General features: G+C 59.4%; 20 protein-coding genes. 13 read left to right on the top strand and 7 right to left on the bottom strand.

Annotated elements, in window-relative coordinates; translation table 11 throughout:
* Positions 1 to 17 precede the first annotated feature (17 nt).
* The gene (locus FHT73_RS01810) at positions 18 to 536 is read left to right on the top strand and encodes an AAA family ATPase (RefSeq protein ID WP_183709499.1); all 519 of its coding nucleotides are present in this window, start codon (positions 18 to 20) and stop codon (positions 534 to 536) included.
* A 42-nt stretch (positions 537 to 578) separates the two neighbouring features.
* On the opposite strand, the gene FHT73_RS01805 is transcribed toward FHT73_RS01810, so the two are convergent.
* Entirely contained in the window at positions 579 to 1,223 is a 645-nt protein-coding gene (locus tag FHT73_RS01805; RefSeq protein WP_183709497.1) for an MBL fold metallo-hydrolase, read from the bottom strand.
* A 248-nt stretch (positions 1,224 to 1,471) separates the two neighbouring features.
* On the opposite strand from FHT73_RS01805, the gene FHT73_RS01800 reads away from it, so the two are divergent.
* The 6 genes from FHT73_RS01800 to FHT73_RS01775 all read left to right on the top strand — a co-directional run bounded on the left by FHT73_RS01800 (position 1,472) and on the right by FHT73_RS01775 (position 6,327).
* The gene (locus FHT73_RS01800; RefSeq protein ID WP_183709495.1) at positions 1,472 to 2,110 is read left to right on the top strand and encodes a DUF1236 domain-containing protein; all 639 of its coding nucleotides are present in this window, start codon (positions 1,472 to 1,474) and stop codon (positions 2,108 to 2,110) included.
* Positions 2,111 to 2,356: 246 nt separating this feature from the next.
* Entirely contained in the window at positions 2,357 to 2,620 is a 264-nt protein-coding gene (locus FHT73_RS01795) for a hypothetical protein (protein ID WP_112399071.1), read from the top strand.
* Between the two features lie 459 nt (positions 2,621 to 3,079).
* Positions 3,080 to 3,550, top strand: a complete 471-nt coding sequence (locus FHT73_RS01790) for a MarR family transcriptional regulator (RefSeq protein WP_181476084.1) — start codon at positions 3,080 to 3,082, stop codon at positions 3,548 to 3,550.
* Between the two features lie 76 nt (positions 3,551 to 3,626).
* Complete coding sequence (locus tag FHT73_RS01785) at positions 3,627 to 4,328, top strand: response regulator (RefSeq protein WP_183709493.1); 702 nt, start codon at positions 3,627 to 3,629, stop codon at positions 4,326 to 4,328.
* Between the two features lie 22 nt (positions 4,329 to 4,350).
* On the top strand, positions 4,351 to 5,733 hold the full coding sequence (locus FHT73_RS01780; RefSeq protein ID WP_112399072.1) for an ATP-binding protein: 1,383 nt from the start codon (positions 4,351 to 4,353) through the stop codon (positions 5,731 to 5,733).
* Positions 5,734 to 5,745: 12 nt separating this feature from the next.
* Positions 5,746 to 6,327, top strand: a complete 582-nt coding sequence (locus FHT73_RS01775) for a DUF1349 domain-containing protein (protein WP_183709491.1) — start codon at positions 5,746 to 5,748, stop codon at positions 6,325 to 6,327.
* A gap of 32 nt (positions 6,328 to 6,359) precedes the next feature.
* Here the strand turns inward: FHT73_RS01775 and FHT73_RS01770 are convergent, their stop codons facing one another.
* From FHT73_RS01770 to FHT73_RS01755, 4 genes are all read right to left on the bottom strand, one after another.
* A complete protein-coding gene (locus FHT73_RS01770) occupies positions 6,360 to 6,701 on the bottom strand; it encodes a tRNA-binding protein (protein WP_183709489.1) in 342 nt (113 codons plus the stop codon).
* A 20-nt stretch (positions 6,702 to 6,721) separates the two neighbouring features.
* Complete coding sequence (proC, locus tag FHT73_RS01765; protein ID WP_183709488.1) at positions 6,722 to 7,561, bottom strand: pyrroline-5-carboxylate reductase; 840 nt, start codon at positions 7,559 to 7,561, stop codon at positions 6,722 to 6,724.
* Between the two features lies 1 nt (position 7,562).
* Entirely contained in the window at positions 7,563 to 8,063 is a 501-nt protein-coding gene (locus FHT73_RS01760; protein WP_041677603.1) for a YbjN domain-containing protein, read from the bottom strand.
* Between the two features lie 390 nt (positions 8,064 to 8,453).
* Complete coding sequence (locus FHT73_RS01755) at positions 8,454 to 8,714, bottom strand: accessory factor UbiK family protein (protein ID WP_015340603.1); 261 nt, start codon at positions 8,712 to 8,714, stop codon at positions 8,454 to 8,456.
* A gap of 263 nt (positions 8,715 to 8,977) precedes the next feature.
* On the opposite strand from FHT73_RS01755, the gene lgt reads away from it, so the two are divergent.
* The 6 genes from lgt (at position 8,978) to FHT73_RS01725 (ending at position 15,083) form a co-directional block, all read left to right on the top strand.
* Positions 8,978 to 9,865 (top strand): prolipoprotein diacylglyceryl transferase, encoded by an 888-nt coding sequence (lgt, locus tag FHT73_RS01750; protein ID WP_183710125.1) that lies wholly within the window; start codon positions 8,978 to 8,980, stop codon positions 9,863 to 9,865.
* A gap of 76 nt (positions 9,866 to 9,941) precedes the next feature.
* The gene (locus tag FHT73_RS01745) at positions 9,942 to 11,039 is read left to right on the top strand and encodes a class I SAM-dependent methyltransferase (RefSeq protein ID WP_183709486.1); all 1,098 of its coding nucleotides are present in this window, start codon (positions 9,942 to 9,944) and stop codon (positions 11,037 to 11,039) included.
* A gap of 134 nt (positions 11,040 to 11,173) precedes the next feature.
* Positions 11,174 to 11,956, top strand: a complete 783-nt coding sequence (pgeF, locus tag FHT73_RS01740) for a peptidoglycan editing factor PgeF (RefSeq protein ID WP_183709484.1) — start codon at positions 11,174 to 11,176, stop codon at positions 11,954 to 11,956.
* A gap of 1 nt (position 11,957) precedes the next feature.
* The gene (locus FHT73_RS01735) at positions 11,958 to 13,109 is read left to right on the top strand and encodes a Xaa-Pro peptidase family protein (RefSeq protein WP_183709482.1); all 1,152 of its coding nucleotides are present in this window, start codon (positions 11,958 to 11,960) and stop codon (positions 13,107 to 13,109) included.
* Positions 13,110 to 13,164: 55 nt separating this feature from the next.
* Positions 13,165 to 14,046 (top strand): hypothetical protein, encoded by an 882-nt coding sequence (locus FHT73_RS01730; protein ID WP_183709480.1) that lies wholly within the window; start codon positions 13,165 to 13,167, stop codon positions 14,044 to 14,046.
* Positions 14,047 to 14,150: 104 nt separating this feature from the next.
* Positions 14,151 to 15,083 (top strand): ribose-phosphate pyrophosphokinase, encoded by a 933-nt coding sequence (locus FHT73_RS01725; protein ID WP_015340609.1) that lies wholly within the window; start codon positions 14,151 to 14,153, stop codon positions 15,081 to 15,083.
* Between the two features lie 14 nt (positions 15,084 to 15,097).
* On the opposite strand, the gene FHT73_RS01720 is transcribed toward FHT73_RS01725, so the two are convergent.
* Both FHT73_RS01720 and FHT73_RS01715 read right to left on the bottom strand, forming a co-directional pair.
* Complete coding sequence (locus tag FHT73_RS01720) at positions 15,098 to 16,333, bottom strand: MFS transporter (RefSeq protein ID WP_112334322.1); 1,236 nt, start codon at positions 16,331 to 16,333, stop codon at positions 15,098 to 15,100.
* A gap of 25 nt (positions 16,334 to 16,358) precedes the next feature.
* A complete protein-coding gene (locus FHT73_RS01715; RefSeq protein ID WP_112604924.1) occupies positions 16,359 to 17,819 on the bottom strand; it encodes a hypothetical protein in 1,461 nt (486 codons plus the stop codon).
* Positions 17,820 to 17,853 lie beyond the last annotated feature (34 nt).

The following is a 17,853-nucleotide window of genomic DNA, read 5'->3' as shown; positions in this document are numbered from 1 at the left end:
CAAGGCACCACTTTCAAATGGGCATCAAGAACTATTTGATCGAAGGTGTTTCAGGAACCGGCAAGACCGCTGTCGCCGCCGAACTGCAGCGGCGCGGGCATCATGTGATCCATGGTGACCGGGAGTTGGCCTATAAGGGCGATCCGGAGACGGGTGAACCGCTGGATGCTTATGCCCTTCGGAAGCACATTGCGGATGTGGTCTTCGGGCACAGACATCACCTTTGGGATGTCGGCAAGGTCAAATCCCTGGCCGCCGATCGAAGCCACCCGATCTCCTTCTTCTGCGGCGGCTCACGGAATTTCTATCGCTTTATCGATCTGTTCGATAAAGTCTTCGTTCTGAATGTCGATCTGGACACGCTGAGGCACCGCCTTGCCAGCAGGCCGGAAGACGAATTTGGCGGCAGGCCTGCCGAGCGAGATGTCATCATGCGATTGCACGCGACGCAGGAGGATGTTCCGAAGAACGCGGTGACCATTGACGCCACCGCGCCGCTCGTCAGCGTTGTCGATGATATTCTCTCGAAATGTTAGCAAAGCGGCCGGATGGCCGCTAGCAAGCGAGCGGAGCGTTCCTCATAATCCGCGCAGAAAGGGATTGGTGCGGCGCTCGTCGCCGATGCGGCTTCCAGGTCCATGGCCGCAGATGAAACCTACCTCATCGCCCAGCGGAAAGACCTTGTCGCGGATCGATTCCAAAAGCTGCTGGTGATTGCCGCCGGGCAGATCCGTTCTGCCGATCGAGCCGTTGAACAGCACGTCGCCGAGATGGGCGAAACCCTGCTTCCGGTTGACATAGATGACGTGACCCGGTGCATGGCCGGGGCAGTGGAAAACCTCGAACTCATGTTCACCGAAGGAGACCTTGTCCCCCTCCTTCAGAAAGCGGTCCGGCGTGACGTTGCGCACGCCGCTGATGTTGAACATCTTGCCCTTGGCTTCGATATCCTCGAGCAGGAAGCGGTCGTCTTCATGGGGACCGATCACCTCGATGCCGAGCGCTTCGCGCACCTCGTCGGCACCGCCGGCATGATCGATATGGCCGTGTGTCAACCAGATGGCCTTCAGAGTAATGCCGTTCTCGCGCACCGTATGTAGGATGATATCGACATCACCGCCCGGATCGACCACCACGCCCTCCTTCGTCTCCGGATCGAACAGGATGGTGCAGTTCTGTTCGAAAGGGGTCACCGGAATGATGCCGGCCTGGAGCATGCCCATGGAGCGCCTCGTCTGTTTGATCGTCTTGTCGCCGGTATAGCGGCAAACTCCAGGTAAAACAGCCCCTGTAGGCTGCAAAGTGGCGCGGGTAACGAAGACCATCCTCGTGAAACTCCGGAAGGGCAAGTTATTCCATACGGTTATTCTGATTTTCGATTGATTGTCACATTGCTCTCACCTGGCCAATCGGAACACCGAAGCATCCGAAGCGTTGAAGAGAAGTCTTTCAAGACAGAAGGAGAAAACCAATGTCCTTGAAAAGAAATCTGTTGCTGGCCAGCTTTGTCCTTCTCGGCAGTGCGGGTCTCGCCGAGGCCGAGATGGCCGCAACGACCGCCACCGATATCGAAGTTCGTTCCGGTCCAGGCGCGGAATTCCCCACAGTCGGCGTCGCCACACGAGGGTCCGAAGCCACTCTGGATGGCTGCGTCGAGGGCAGCCGCTGGTGCCGGGTCGATGTCAACGGCATGCGGGGCTGGGTCTATGCGCAATATCTAAGCGTGGAACAGAATGGCGCCTCGGTCGTCGTCCAGGACCACCGGGATGACCTGGGCATTCCCACCATCACCTATGAGCAGACAGACCCAGTCCAGACCGGCAGCGTCCAGCGCGTTCAGCCAAGTCCGAACGATCAGTTACTGGGTCCGGTCGATGAGAACGGCACCGATGTGGTCGCCGTCACCCCGCCTGAGGAAGTCCGGACCTATATTGATGACAACCCGGTCGATACGGTTCGGTTGAATGGTGATCTGGTCGTGGGCGCCACCGTCCCGCAAAGCGTGGAGGTGCACCGCATTCCGGATTATCAATACAGCTATGTCGAGGTGAACCATCAGCCGGTTCTGGTCGATCCCGGCACGCGCAGGATCGTCTACGTCTACCGCTGATTCGCCTCACGGGACCGCATAAAATGGCGAAAGTGACATGCGGCCAGACAGCCGCATGCCCAAACCGCGGATTTCCCCTGAAATTATTGCGGAATTCTCCCGTTTGAGTTGCCCTTCTATTTCCAGCGATCCATGCATGATGTAATTCTAATATCAGCAGGGATTATCGCCGCTGCCTGGCATCGAACCTGTTTGCGGCGAGAGGGCATCCGGAAGCGTCTCCGGAATTATGGGAGAAGGGCAGTCATGGAAAGTCTAGGGCCTATCATTACGCAATTGATTGCCGGTGCGATCGGTGGCAACGCCGCGAGCGCCGTTTTGAAGCAGGATGGGATCAATCTTGTTGCGAGAACGATCGCCGGGGCCGTCGGCGGCCTTGGAGGCGGCCTGATCCTGAACCTGATCGGCAGCGAGGCCCTTACCGGCCTTATCGCGCAGGGCATATCCTCGCTGGTTGCCGGCGGCGTACTCTCCGCAATCGTCGGTGCCGTTCTCGGCCGCAAGGCGTAAATAATCGGATCGTGCAGGCCGGGCTTGGCAATGACCCGGCTTGTGCGGATCAATGCGCAATTCTGCTTGGCCACAGCTGCCTCCACCGTGCTTCTAGCCGGGCGGAGCGGAAAAATATGACATCTCCAGGGTTTTCGCCATCTTCGACGGTCGGATATGCAGGGCTTTCCAGCCCGAGGCGTCCGTCTCTCGTCTCCACTTGCCCAAGACGATCTGCCGATTCGCCATGCGGCCAATCGCCGAGTCTCAACACCGGTGGCAGTGAGCGAAAATACAGGATATGTTAGAGTTTTCGTTGGGACCGCGCTTAATTTCCTCATGAGCAGCGCCATTCGAGCAACATGGCATTGTGCGAAGCCGGGCGGCAACGTAAAAATGCGTCAACAGGCCTGACGTATTTTTGCGGAAGTTTCCCGAATGCTCCATAATAGGAAAGGAAATGCCACGGTGCCACGACAGATGAGCCAGAATGCGGCAAAGACGGAGCTGCTGGCCACGCCGTTGCAGAACGCGGGAAGCATCGATTTCGAGATCATCGAGCTGCTTTTCTTCGCCTACCGCGATTTCGTTTCCGATCCGGACCAGATTCTGCTCAAGAGCGGCTTCGGCCGGGCTCATCATCGCGTCGTCCATTTCGTTAACCGCGAACCCGGCATGACGGTTGCGGACCTTCTGGAAACATTGCAGATCACAAAACAGAGTCTGGCGCGGGTTCTCAAACAATTGATCGATTCGGGTTATATTCGCCAGGTCGCAGGTCCGGAGGACCGGCGGCAGCGCAAGCTGTACCCGACGCAAGCCGGCAGAGACTTGGCGCTGGCTTTGGCCGAGCCCCAATCGCGCCGCATTGAAAGGGCATTCGAAGGCGCGTCCGAAGCGACGCGCGAAAGCGTGAAGCGTTTCCTGAGAGGAATGCAGACCGTAAAATGACGGCACTCCAGTCTGCGGGGCCGGAATGGAATGCGTCAACGAAACCGACGGGTAGGACAGGATCGAGATTGATCGAATGACGACAAAAGCAGCAATTTCGGATGATGCAGCACATCTTCTGGTAGTGGACGACGATACCCGTATCCGCGCCCTCCTCAACCGCTATCTTATGGAGAAGGGCTTCCGCGTCACGGCTGCCGCCGATGGCGCCGAAGCGCGCCGCAAGCTGGAAGGGCTCGATTTCGATCTCATCATCATGGATGTGATGATGCCCGGCGAATCCGGCATTGCGCTGACGTCGAGCCTGCGGGCCATCAAGAACATTCCGATCATCATGCTGACGGCGCTGGCCGAAGCCGATTCCCGCATAGCCGGCCTTGAGGCCGGCGCGGATGACTATCTGCCGAAACCCTTCGACCCGCGTGAGCTGGTGCTGCGCATCAACAATATCCTGCGGCGCAATGCGCCCGCCGATTCCCCGAAGATCGAACTGGTCATGTTCGGGCCGTACACCTTTTCGCTCACCCGCAAGGAGTTAAAGAAGGCCACGGAACTCATCCGGCTTACCGATCGCGAGCAGGAAATCATGCTGCTCTTTGCCAAGCGCGCCGGCGAGACGATCCCGCGCCATGAACTCATCGGCAGTGACGCCGAAGTGGGAGAGCGGACGATCGACGTGCAGATCAACCGGCTGCGTCGCAAGATTGAAGATGACCCTGCCAACCCTATCTGGCTGCAGACGGTGCGTGGTATCGGCTATCGCCTGAGCATAGATTGAGATCGCCCCGCGGGACCAGATTATGGTGACATTCGATTCCATCAGACGCGACCAGGATCACACGCCGTCCAACGGATTGCGGTGGCTTTCGCGCTGGATGCGTCGCTATATCCTGCCGACCGGCCTCTACGCCCGCTCATTGCTGATCTTCATCCTGCCGATGATCATTCTGCAGGCGGTTGTTACCGTCGTCTTCATGGAGCGCCACTGGCAGATGGTGACGCAGCGGCTGTCGATGGCGACCACGCGCGACATCGCCGCCATCATCACCATCATCCAGACCTATCCGCAGGATGCCGACTATTCCGCCATAACGCAGATGGCGCGGCAAAAGCTCGACCTCAGCATATCGATCGAACCCGGGGGCGAATTGCCGCCGCCGCGCGAAAAGCCCTTCTTCTCGATCCTCGATGGCATTTTGAGCGACGAGATAAAGGAACAGATCAATCTACCCTTCTGGATCGATACCGTCGGCAACTCCAGTCTGGTCGAAATCCGCATCAAACTGCCAGACAAGGTGCTGCGCGTCTTCGCCAAGCGCAGCCAGACCTATGCCTCGAACACCCATATCTTCATTTTATGGATGGTCGGCACCTCACTGGTGCTGATCGGCATCGCCGTCCTGTTCCTGCGCGGCCAGATCCGCCCGATCCTGGCGTTGGCTCAGGCGGCTGAAAGCTTCGGCAAGGGCCAGCGCCTGGAAAACTACTCTCCCCGCGGTGCCGACGAAATACGCCGCGCGGGCCTTGCCTTCATCCTGATGCGCGAGCGCATCGAACGGCAGATCGAGCAGCGCACGGCGATGCTTTCCGGGGTCAGTCACGACCTACGCACCGTTCTCACCCGCTTCAAGCTGCAGCTCGCCCTTGTGGGCGAAAATCCGGATCTTGTCGGCCTCAGCGAAGACGTGGAGGACATGCAAAGCATGCTCGAGGGCTATATGGCCTTCGCGCGCGGCGAAGCCGAAGAAGATGTCGGGCAATTCAAGCTCAGCGATATCCTCGAAAAGATCCGGCAGGACTTCACGCTGCATGACAAGTCCATGAGCTTCTCCATTGAAGGGGATGACGAAATCTCCGTCCGACCGAATGCATTCAACCGTCTGGTGACGAACCTCGCCACCAATGCACGACGCTATGCCAACAGCCTCCGCGTCGAAGCCAGGCACAGTGCTAAATGGCTGACGATCATTTTCGATGATGATGGCCCCGGCATTCCCGTCGCGGCGCGCGATGATGTCTTCAAACCATTCTTCCGGCTGGATTCGGCCCGCAATCTCGATAAATCGGGCACAGGTCTCGGCCTTGCCATCGCGCGCGACATCGCCCGCAGCCATGGCGGCAACGTCACGCTCGGCGACAGCCCGCTTGGGGGCTTGCGCGCCACCATCCGCATTCCTGCCTGAGGGAGAGAGCATATGCCGATCGATATCGAGGGCATGCACTGGTTGAACACGCCGCCCATGTGGGAAGTGAACCAGGGACGCCTGTTCGTTCAATCCGGCAACAAGACCGATTTCTGGCAGGAAACCTATTACGGCTTCCACCGCGACGACGGTCATTTTCTTGGGCTGCCCCGCCGGGGCGATTTTACCGCCGAAGTCACCTTCGTCGGGCATTATCGCGAGCTTTACGATCAGGCCGGCCTGATGGTCCGCCATGATGCCAGGCACTGGATGAAATGCGGGATAGAATATACCGACGGCGCCAGGCATTTCAGCGTCGTCGTCACCAATGGCAATTCCGATTGGTCCGCCTTCCGCCTCGATCACGAGTTCGATGCCATGTCGGCACGGGTCACCCGCAACGGCGACGCCCTCTTTATCCAGTACCGCACCGACCGCATGAGCGAATGGCGCATGGCAAGGCTCGCCTGGTTCGATCCGACGCTCGAGGAAGTGTTGGTCGGCCCGGCCTTCTGCTCGCCGCAACGCGAAGGCTTCGAAGCGGAATTCCTCGACTTTAGCCTGACCGACCCGGTATCACGGGATATTCACTGACGCCTTCCCCTCCTATTGCGAAAGGGAAAGGCTCACATCATCCTTTTGCCATTCGGCACCGGCTGGGTCACCGCGGCCAGAACGATCGCGCCGGATTCGTCTTCGAAGCCCAGGGTCAGCACTTCGGAGCGCACCGGACCGATCTGACGCGGCGGAAAATTGACGACCGCCAGCACCTGCCGGCCGACAAGGGTTTCCGGCGTATAGTGCGCCGTGATCTGCGCGGAGGAACGCTTGATGCCAATCTCCGGCCCGAAATCGATCCTGAGCTTGTAAGCGGGCTTGCGCGCTTCCGGAAAAGTCTCCGCTTCGATGATGGTCCCGACACGGATGTCCACCCGCTCGAAATCGCCGTAAGTGATCTCTTCCGCCATGTCCTGCCTTTTTAGAAAACTCAGCCGGCCAATTCCTGTGCCCGCTTGCGCGCCGCTTCGAGGGCCGCATCAAACAGCGGCTGCATGCCATCCTCCGCCATCAGGACGCTCAGCGCCGCAGCTGTGGTGCCGCCGGGAGAGGTCACGTTCTGGCGCAGGCGCGAAGCGTCGTCGGGAGACTGGTGCAACAGTTCACCAGCCCCCGCGACGGTTTCCCGTGCGAGCCGCATGGCGAGGTCCGCCTGCAGGCCAAGCTTTCGGCCCGCCTCCGCCATGCATTCCACGAGATAGAAGACATAGGCCGGGCCGCTGCCGGAAACGGCGGTTACCGAGTCGATATCGGCTTCGCCGGGCACCCATTCGACCGGACCGGATACCTTCAACAGGTTTTGAACCAGCTGCCGCTGGCTGTCGCTCACGCGCGCATTGGCAAAAGCGCCCGTCACACCACGCCCGACCATGGCGGGCGTGTTCGGCATGGCGCGCACCATGGCCGCTTTTCCCAGATGCGTTTCAAGCGCGGAGAGCGTCTTGCCGGCCGCGATGGAGACGACGACCGTCGTCTCGCCCACAAGCGGCTTGAACGGCGGCAGGACTGCGTCCATCAGTTGCGGCTTGACGGCGATGAAGAGAACCCCCGCCGTCACGCCTTTCGGCACTTCGGTGACGTGGCTTGCGCCGGCATCCGCAATCATTTTGCGCATCGCTTCGGCAGGGTTTGGATCGACAACGATGACGGATGATCCCGGCACGCCGTTTTTCAGCCACCCCGTCAGCAATGCCCCGCCCATGTTACCGGCGCCGATCAGGACGATCGGCCCGGAGGCTGCAAATGCATTGGCGGATTGTTCGCCTGTCATGTCACGCTTCGCCTACCGTTTCAAAAAGTACGGCTTCCATGGCGCGGTTTGCGTCAAGGCCGGACCATACAACGAATTGGAAAGCCTGATAGTAAGCTTCGCAGGTGTCAAGCGCGTTGGAAAGCAGCACTTCCACCTGACGGTTGGTGGGCTCCGCCCCACCCGACAAGAGAAGCGATTGGCGGAAGATAACGATGTCTTCCTGACGCCATAGATCGAAGTGACCCATCAGCACCTGCCCATTGATGCAGGACAGGAGCTTGATCACCTCGTTGACCCGGGGATCCGGAACCTTGACGTCGAACGCGCAGGCTATGTGCAGCGCCTCGAACTCCTCCATCCAGGAGAACGAGACGTGATAGTCGGTCCATCGCCCCTCGACGGTCATGGCGAGTTCGTCCTCGCCGGACCGTTCGAACGACCAATCGTTATTGGCAGCGACGAATTCGATCATGTCGACCGGGTTCGATTGTCGTTCGGCTTCCATTTCCATAAGGCTCATGCAGCACCTTCTTGACCGGATCGGTTGCAGTTTTCCCGTGGCTCGACACTGAAAGAACGCAAACAATTTTACTCCGGAAACATCCTCGGGATGATGTTGAACGGCTGCCAGACTAACGCTTCCACCATGCCCGGGGCTTACCAAGTCCGTTTCGAATCATCATTTAAAATCAGTGTATAGCGGCATGCCCGGCATGCCAGCCCCTGAACGGTGATTTTGGAAACGGCACTGTGGAAAGCTCTTCCGACGCCTATTCAGAAGGGAGTCATAACCGACTCTGGCGATTGGCTTTTTTGCCTATTTCCACAGGTGGAAAAACAAACGCAAATTTTCAGAGGAAAAAGGCACGGCAAACGGGTGCCGTGCCGATCTGCAAACGTAAGACCGGGCTTATTTGCCCTTGGAAGCAAGCTTGGTTTCAAGCGCTTCGATTCTCGCCAGCAGCGCCTCGTTTTCGTCGCGCGCCTTGATCGCCATTTCGCGGACGGCTTCGAATTCCTCGCGCTTGACGATATCCATGCTGTTCAGCCAGCGCTCGGCATGGGCATTGAAGGCGGTCTCGATTTCACGGCGCACGCCTTGGGCAGCACCGGCGGCATCGGTCATCAGCTTGGCGAATTCATCCAAGATTCGGTTCGGTCCAGTGCTCATGGCAATCTCCTTGCAGCCGTCGGCCCTCAACGGTCAGGCATCGATATGGGCCAGATAGTGCTGAGGTAGGATTTCCAAGGGGCCGATGCAAGCAAATTGATATAGGACTGGACAACCGGAGCCCCATCTCGGCCGGATCAACAATCGACTTGACCGTTTCGACAGCGAACGCCATGTTCCGCGCACATTTAGCTATATAGCATGATCCCCGTTCCGGAATGGCACGGTGCTTTCGGGAACATGCTGAAACGGGCCTGACGATCTTGCTGACATCCGCCAATCTCGCCGCCATCCTGCCGTTCCCGGACATCAACCCCATCGCCGTCTCCCTCGGCCCGATCTCAGTGCATTGGTATGGGCTTGCCTATGTCGCAGGCATCCTGCTCGGCTGGTTCTATGCAAGGCGGCTGGTCGACAATGGCAAACTCTGGCTGAACGATACTGCACCGATGACGCGCCAGCATCTGGATGACTTCATTCTCTGGGTCGCCTTCGGCATCGTTCTCGGCGGCCGCATCGGCTACATCCTTTTCTACGATCTCGACCCGGTGATCGCCAATCCGATCCGCGCTATCGAGGTCTGGAATGGCGGCATGTCCTTCCACGGCGGATTAATAGGCACGACTATCGCCATGATCTTGTTCGCAAGGCGCAACCAGATCCCCACCTGGAGCCTGTTCGATATCGTCGCCGCCGTCGCGCCGATCGGTCTATTCTTCGGCCGCATCGCCAATTTCATCAACGGCGAGCTTTGGGGTCGGGCCAGCGACGTTCCTTGGGCGATGGTCTTCTGCAGCCCACATGTGATCGCCGCCCATAATGGCGTATGCCCTGCAGGCCCAGACCCGCGGCACCCGAGCCAACTTTATGAAGCCGGCATCGAAGGCATCATCCTCTTCCTTATTCTCTTTGTGCTTACGCGCTGGGCGCTGGCATTGAAAAAGCCGGGTACGGTCAGCGGTATTTTCGTCATCGGCTATGCCTTCTCGCGTATTTTTGTCGAATTCTTCCGTCAGCCTGACCAGCAGCTCGGCTATCTGCTCGGCACGAACTGGCTTACGATGGGCATGGTGCTGTCGCTTCCGATGGTCGCCATCGGCCTATGGGCTGTCATCCGCGCCCGGCAGGCCGCGGCAAGGCAGATGGCTTGAGGTGGAGTTCAATACGCGGGATCCTTTCAGGAACGGCTCGCAGCCTTTCAGGATCACGCATTAGCGAAAGCAAAGAATGACGACGGCGCTCGGGGAAAAAATCAAAGCCATCATCCGCACCAACGGACCATTGAGCATCACGGATTATTTTTCGTTGTGTCTCGCCGACCCCGTGCATGGTTACTACAAGACACGTGAACCCTTCGGCCAATCCGGCGACTTCGTCACCGCACCCGAGATAAGCCAGTTGTTCGGCGAAATGATCGGTGTCTTCATGGTGCATGCCTGGCAGCGGCATGGCATGCCGGCCCAGGTACGCCTTGTCGAGATCGGCCCCGGCCGCGGCACGATGATGTCCGACATGTTGCGCGTCATCGGCAAGCTGGCGCCGCCGCTTTACGATGTCATGACAGTGCATCTCGTCGAGACCAGTGAACGCCTGCAGGGCTTCCAGCGGCAAACCCTGGAAGCGTATGGCGCCAAAATTTCCTGGCATACCGATTTCGGCGAGGTGCCTGAGGGTTTCACCCTGCTCGCCACCAACGAGCTTTTCGACGCCATTCCGATCCGCCAGTTCGTGCGCACCGCCAATGGTTTTCGCGAGCGGATGGTCGGTCTCGACATCAGCGATGAGCTGACCTTCACGACAGGCGTCGCGACTCTCGACCCCTTGCTTCTTCCCGACGGTGGCCTGCCGCCGATCGGCACGATCTTTGAAATTGCGCCCGCCCGTCAGGCCGTCATGACGACGATCTGCGACAGGATTGCCGCCCATGGCGGCACGGCGCTTGCCATCGACTACGGTCATATGGCGACAAGCTTCGGCGATACGTTGCAGGCCGTCCGCATGCACGAATACGATTCGCCGCTGGAGCACCCCGGCGAAGCCGACCTGACCAGCCATGTCGATTTCCAGCATCTGGCCCAGACGGCGCTCGCCTCCGGCCTGCATATCAACGGCTGCTGTCATCAGGGCGATTTTCTTGTCGGGCTCGGTCTGCTGGAGCGTGCAGCCGCCCTCGGCCGCGACCAGGATGCAGCAACGCAGGAGAATATCAGCGTCGCGGTAGAGCGGCTTGCCGGCGCCGGCGAAGGCAAGATGGGGGAGCTTTTCAAGGTGCTGGCAGTCTCCAGTCCGGCGATCGATCTCCTGCCCTTTCGTCCCGTCAGCTGAGACTTGACCACCAATCCTTCGGATTGACAGCGTGCATCGGGCTGGGCCAACATTCCTCAATGATCGAACTGCTTCGCCGCGGCTGCGTTATCTCAAGCACGACAGGTCAATCAAGATTATCAAGGGACATCTCGTTGCCGACACCACTTGCAAGCACATTGCTGAGCGCCGCCGAGGCTGCGGGCATTCGCCACGGCTATTTCACCCGCGCCGGCGGCGTGTCGGAGGGCCTTTATCGCGGGCTGAACGTTGGGCTCAGTTCGCATGACGATCGCGAGCGCGTGCAGGAAAACCGGCGCCGTGTTGCCGGCTGGTTCGGCTTGCCGGTCGAGCGGCTCGCCACCGTGCATCAGATACATTCGCCCGATGTCGTGACCATCGGTGCGCATTACGACGGCAGCCGGCCGCAGGCCGATGCGATGGTGACGGCCACACCGGGCATCGCAATCGGCGTGCTCGCCGCCGATTGCGGCCCGATCCTTTTTGCCGATCCCGAAAACCGGGTTATCGGCGCAGCCCACGCCGGTTGGAAGGGCGCGCTGACCGGCGTGCTTGAAAACACCATCGACGCGATGGTGGCGCTCGGCGCAAGGCGTGACGCCATCATTGCCGGCCTCGGCCCATCGATCAGCCAGGCGAGCTATGAGGTCGGCCCAGAATTCGTCGAACGCTTTATTGTTCACGATCCCGGTTATGCCAAGTATTTCGCCCCTTCTGAGCGCGACGGCCATGCCATGTTCGATCTGCCGTCCCTCACGGTCGATCGCCTGCGCAAAGCCGGTGTCACCGCCGAAAGCCTGAACCTCTGCACCTATCCGGACGCAGAGCGTTTCTTCTCCTACCGCCGCACGACGCATGCGAAGGAGCCGGATTACGGACGCCAGATTTCCGCCATCGCTATCGGGGAGGCAAGTTAATATGGCCCTGCATTTCGAACGCAGCGAATTCGATGCTCGTCTGGCACGCCTGCTGGCGAGAATGCAGGAAGAAAAACTCGATGCCATGCTGCTCTTCGCACAGGAGAGCATGTATTGGCTCACCGGCTACGATACGTTCGGCTTTTGCTTTTTCCAGACACTGGTCGTCAAGGCGGATGGATCTCTGACGCTGATGACGCGCTCGGCCGATCTGCGCCAGGCGCAGCTGACTTCGGTCATCGCCGACATCCGTATATGGGTCGATCGCGTCAACGCCGATCCGACACTCGATCTCAAGGAACTATTGTCGGATCTCGATCTTCTCGGTGCCCGTATCGGCATCGAATATGACACCCATGGCATGACCGGACGCATTGCCCGGCTGCTTGACCAGCAACTGGCGAGCTTCGGCCAGATCGTCGACGCCTCCTATCTCGTCAGCCGCCTGCGTCTGACGAAGAGCCCGGCGGAAATCGCCTGTGTCGAACGCGCCGCAGCATTGGCCGACGACGCCTTGGACGCTGCCCTGTCTCTGGTTAAGGCGGGCGCGGATGAGTCAGACATTCTGGAAGCCATGCAGGGCGCCGTCTTTGCCGGCGGCGGCGATTATCCCGCCAATGCATTCATCATCGGCTCTGGCGCCGAGGCCCTGCTCTGCCGCTATAAGTCCGGCCGTCGCAAGCTCGATGCAGATGACCAGCTGACCCTCGAGTGGGCCGGTGTCGATGCCCATTATCACGCAGCCATGATGCGCACGGTCGTCATCGGCACTCCCAGTCATCGCCATCGCGAGCTTTACAGCGCCTGCCTTGAAACCCTGCAGGCGATCGAGACAATCCTGATGCCGGGGCACACCTTCGGCGACGTCTTCGACATGCACGCCAAGATCATGGACGAGCGCGGCCTTAGCCGCCACCGGCTGAACGCCTGTGGCTACTCTCTCGGCGCCCGCTTCTCGCCTTCATGGATGGAGCACGAGATGTTCCACGTGGGCAATCCGCTTGAGATCCAGGAGAACATGTCGCTCTTCGTGCATATGATCATCATGGATTCCGACAGCGGCACCGCCATGACACTCGGTCAGACCTATCTGACGACCTCGCAGGGCCCGAAAGCCCTTTCCCGCCACCCTCTCGAATTTCTTAACCGTTAGGGGCGTAAGATAGCGATCCTGGACGGTCAGACCGTCGGGAGAAAGGATCGCGTCAATGGGAGTGGTCAGGATAACGTTGATTGTCGCCGGCTTTTGCCTGGCGCTCTCCGCCTGCAACACCACGGACGCCCTGACGCCGCCCGAAGCCATCGGTGATGCCGGCTCCAGCCCGGTAACCCAACGGGATGTCGAGCGTATGGCTTCGACGCCTCAGCGCCGCCAAACCTTTCAAAGCGCGCAGGAGAGCTACGGCTATCAGCAGCAGACCTCGCAGCAGGCCTATCAGCCGCAAAACTACGGCGGCAGCGGCACGCTCGACGACCAGGCCTCGGCGCTGAGATCGAACGGCACCAATCCTTATGCATCTCGCCCGCTCGATGGTTCCCGCACCGCCTCCATCGCTCCATCTAACAATCAGTTTTCGGAAGCCGACGAGCAGCGCGAGGCCGACCGGCGCCTGTCGGACGATCCACAACCGCAGCAGCAGCAACAACAGACTGCCGACGACCCGCAGCCAGATCAACAGCAGCCGGATCAACAGGCGTCGCTGCCGCCCACAGCCGCAGCCGGCGGCAACAGCGTCCGCTTCTTGCCGATCATCGGCGCTCCAGTGGAAGCCGTCACGCCGCTGTCGCGCCAGCTTGGTGTCGACGCCCGCTCGCTCGGCCTGACGATCAAGAGCTCAAGCGATTCCAGTGCCGCCTATATCCTCAAGGGCTATCTTTCCGCCTTTGAAGATGGCCCGCAGATTTCCGTGACCTACGTCTGGGATGTACTGGACAGCAATGGCAACCGCGTCCACCGCATCCAGGGTTCGGAAAGCGCGCCTCTGAAGCGTGGCGATCCTTGGTCGGCCGTTCCTCCAACGGTTATGCAGAAAATTGCCACCAAAACCATGTCGGATTTCAATTCCTGGCGCGAATCCAACGGTGGATAGCTAAAAGCTTTTCAGAAATATGAAGCTAACGGGCCTCTGCCTCTTGCATTCGAGAGCAAGGCGGTTAAAAGCGCGGCTATCAGGTTGGTAATAGGCGGGCCACAATGAAGGTTTTCGCAGGCAATTCGAACCGGCATCTTGCCGAAGCGATCTGCAATTATCTCAACGTTCCCTTGGGAAGAGCTAGCGTCCGCCGGTTCGCCGACCAGGAGATTTTCGTAGAGATCCAGGAAAATGTACGCGGCGAGGATGTGTTCCTCGTGCAGCCGACGTCGTTTCCGACCAACGATCACCTTATGGAACTGCTGATCATGATCGATGCGATGCGCCGCTCGTCGGCACGACGCATAACAGCGGTTCTTCCCTATTTCGGCTATGCTCGCCAGGATCGCCGCGCCTCGGGGCGCACGCCGATCTCGGCAAAGCTCGTCGCCAATCTGATCACCGAGGCAGGTGCGGACCGCGTTCTTACGCTCGACCTGCATGCCGGCCAGATTCAGGGCTTCTTCGATATCCCGACGGATAATCTCTACGCACTGCCGATCCTGACGCGCGATATCAAGGCGAACTACGATATCGGCAATGTCATGGTCGTTTCTCCTGATGTCGGCGGCGTCGTACGTGCCCGCGCGCTCGCCAAGCGCCTCGACTGTCTGCTGGCAATCGTGGACAAGCGCCGTGATCGCCCCGGCGAATCCGAAGTCATGAACGTCATTGGTGACGTCTCCGGCAAGGATTGCCTCCTGATCGACGATATCGTCGATTCCGGCGGTACGCTCTGCAACGCTGCCGATGCCCTGCTCGCACGAGGCGCGGCAAGCGTCACCGCCTATATCACCCACGGCGTTCTCTCCGGCGGAGCCGTAACCCGCGTCGCAAACTCGCAACTGAAGGAACTGGTGATTACCGATTCCATCCAGCCGACGACCGCAGTGCTATCGGCTCCGAATATTCGCGTCATCACGACGGCTGGCCTCATCGGCGAAGCGATCAACCGCACCAGCCAGGAAGAATCGGTTTCGAGCCTCTTCGACTGAGCCTTCGGCCTGCCTCAGGTGGCCTTTGCTCCCGCAGGATGCGCCTGTTTCCATGCGAGCAGGCCAATGCCCAACAGCCCCGAGATGAAGACAGCCGCGCCCGATCCCATGATCGAAGGCCCGATGCCGAACCGCGCAAACAGCGTTGGCGACATCAGATAGGCCAGAAGCAGGCCGGTGAAGATCGCGCACATCGATAAGCGATAGACCTGCGCCAGACGATGCGGCTCGCTGCGCGTCTGCATCAGATGGAGCATGGCAAGGTTCTCGAAAGGTCCGTTGATCGCCGCAAAGCAGGCAACGATCATCAGCCCGATCCGATCATGCATCAGCGGCAACAGGAAAACGCCAGATCCGAAAATGAGCTTCGCCACGATAATCCAGACCACCGGCCGGCGCGGCTTGACGCTTCCGAGGATCAGATTGGTGGTCAGGTTGCCGACACCGTAAGCCGTCATCATCAGACTGTAGTCGGTCAGCGGGTCGGCGCTGGTTTCGCGCAAATGCAGGATCATGCCGAGCAGAATCCCCATCGCCCAGGCGACATTTCCCATCAGGTTGGCGAAGAGGCCATAGAGAATTGCCGCATGGCCACGCGCCGCGCGCCATCCGCCAAGAATGCCGTCCACGACGGCCGCCATTCCGGAGAAATTGCGGCGCCGCGACGCCGTCGGGAGCTTCGCCACTGCCAACCACACGGCAAGCGCTGAGAGTGTGAAGGCGGCGGCCGTGACCATGAAGAACTGAGATTTCGGCAGGAACCCGTTCACAAGCGCGATCAGGCTCGGACCGAGAATGCGCGCCATGCGGCGCGTGGCGTCGAAGAGGCCGTTGGTCGCGTGCCGGACTTCGGCATCGACCGCAATCACCGACAGGGTCGCCTGCAGCGACGGATCGAACGTCGACGTCAACAACGCGATGCTTCCTGCAAGCACCACCAACAACGGCAAGCTCATCAGATGCAGAAGACTTGCCAACGACAGCATCAGCAATAGAGCCGCACGCATCAGATCGGCCGTGATCATCGTCCTGCTATGCCGCCAGCGATCCGTGACGATACCGCCGAACAGGCTGCCGAACAGCAGCGCGCCGGACTGCAACGCCGAAACATATCCCGCATTGCTGCCGATGAAATCAGCCGCAATCCAGACGACTGCGACCATGTAGAATTCGGAGCCTGTAGCTGCCAGCACCTGGCCGGCCCATAGGAGAGAGATCGAGCGCTGGCTCAGCGGCTTCAGGACAAACATGATCGCATTCTGATTTCAAATTGGCTTACTTCAGGGCCTGACCGTTGACCGACACGTGACCATCGTCTGAAAGATCGATATCCCAGCGCGAGCGCCCATCTGCATCCGTCTTGGCAAAGCCCTTGGCCATCATCAGGCCGAAGGAGAGCTGAGACAGATCCTCCTTGGTCTTTGCGGCCTCCTGGATGGCGGCGATCGTCTTGTCGAGATCGCGAGCAAGAACCGTCATCTTCATGGCAACGCGGTCCTTCTCGTTCAGCCAGCCGCGCAGGCTACCGGATGCCTCGACATCATAGAGACCCGATACGGCGCTGATCTTCGGGAAGTTGACGGTCATCGTCCCGTCCGGGAACATGGCCTTCTGCAGCTTCTCGTCCATGGCTGTGTCGCTCTCAGGATTCTTCAAATCGGCCTGCTGAAAAACATCGACGAGAGCGGAGAAATTCAGATTCGGCACTTGCACCTGGATATCGGCCGTATCGGGAATGAAGGCGACATAGTCTTCGGGGATTAGGCCCGTTTCCAGTACGAGCTTCTCGGCATTCAGCCCGAAGTCCGCATTCATGGCATTGGCTGGCCCGGCTACCTTGAAGAAATAGCCCATCTTCTGCAGGCCGCCATTACCGAAAGGCGTCGTGACCGCGATATCCTTGATGGCGACGGACTCGTCAAAGGAACCGACGATCGGCATGGCATCCATCAGCAAGGCCTTGATCGCCTTGCTATCGGCATCGGAAAGCGTCTTCTCATCCTTGTGTTCGGAGACGAACTGCAGCAGCGAATTCAGTGCCTTCAAGGGCAGCTTCGTCGCCCCCATGCTGAAATCAATCGCTGCAATCTTGACTTCCCCGAGCGTCGCATCGTCGGCCGAAATCTTGTCATAGAGCGATTGCAGGCTGCCGTTCATCTTGAGATCGAGCCTGCCCGGCTCGCCGCTGTCTGCCGACGACACGGTATAGGTGATGCTGTCGGCGGTCGCGTCATTCTTCTGGACGCTCTTATCTTCGTCGGTGGTCTTTGTCGCGATGGTGATGCCGTTGCCCTTCATATCCATGGAACGCAGATAATGAAGTGCCGGATCGAAAACGCCCTGAAAGGTCGATGATGCCAAGGCATAGCGAAATTCGGTATCGGGGCCACTGCCAGGCTTCGAACGGGCCGTCACATCGAAGGCATTGTTGCCTTCAATGTTCCAAAGGCCGCTATCAAGCGGCGTTGCCAGCATCATCAGCGGCTTGAGGCCACTGATATCGAAACCGCTCACATTCAACTTATCGAGCAGCTTCTGCAAATCATACGTGACTTCGTAGTGTGGGCTGACCGGCTTGACCGCGATCGCACCGCTCTTGGCGATATCATCGGGCAGGAAATAGGTCAGATTGCCGTAAAGGTCCTTGGCACCTTGCTCGCTGACATCAGCTGCCTGCACAACGCCGGCCACGCCGACAGCGAGAACAGCCGCCGTGGCAACCGCTTTGAAACGCATAACTCACCCCCAAATATGATGGAAAAGAAACGTG

Source organism: Rhizobium sp. BK098 (assembly GCF_014193155.1).
Lineage (GTDB): Bacteria > Pseudomonadota > Alphaproteobacteria > Rhizobiales > Rhizobiaceae > Rhizobium.
The sequence above is the reverse complement of the archived record's forward strand: the minus strand, read 5'-3'. Positions and strand labels throughout refer to the sequence as shown.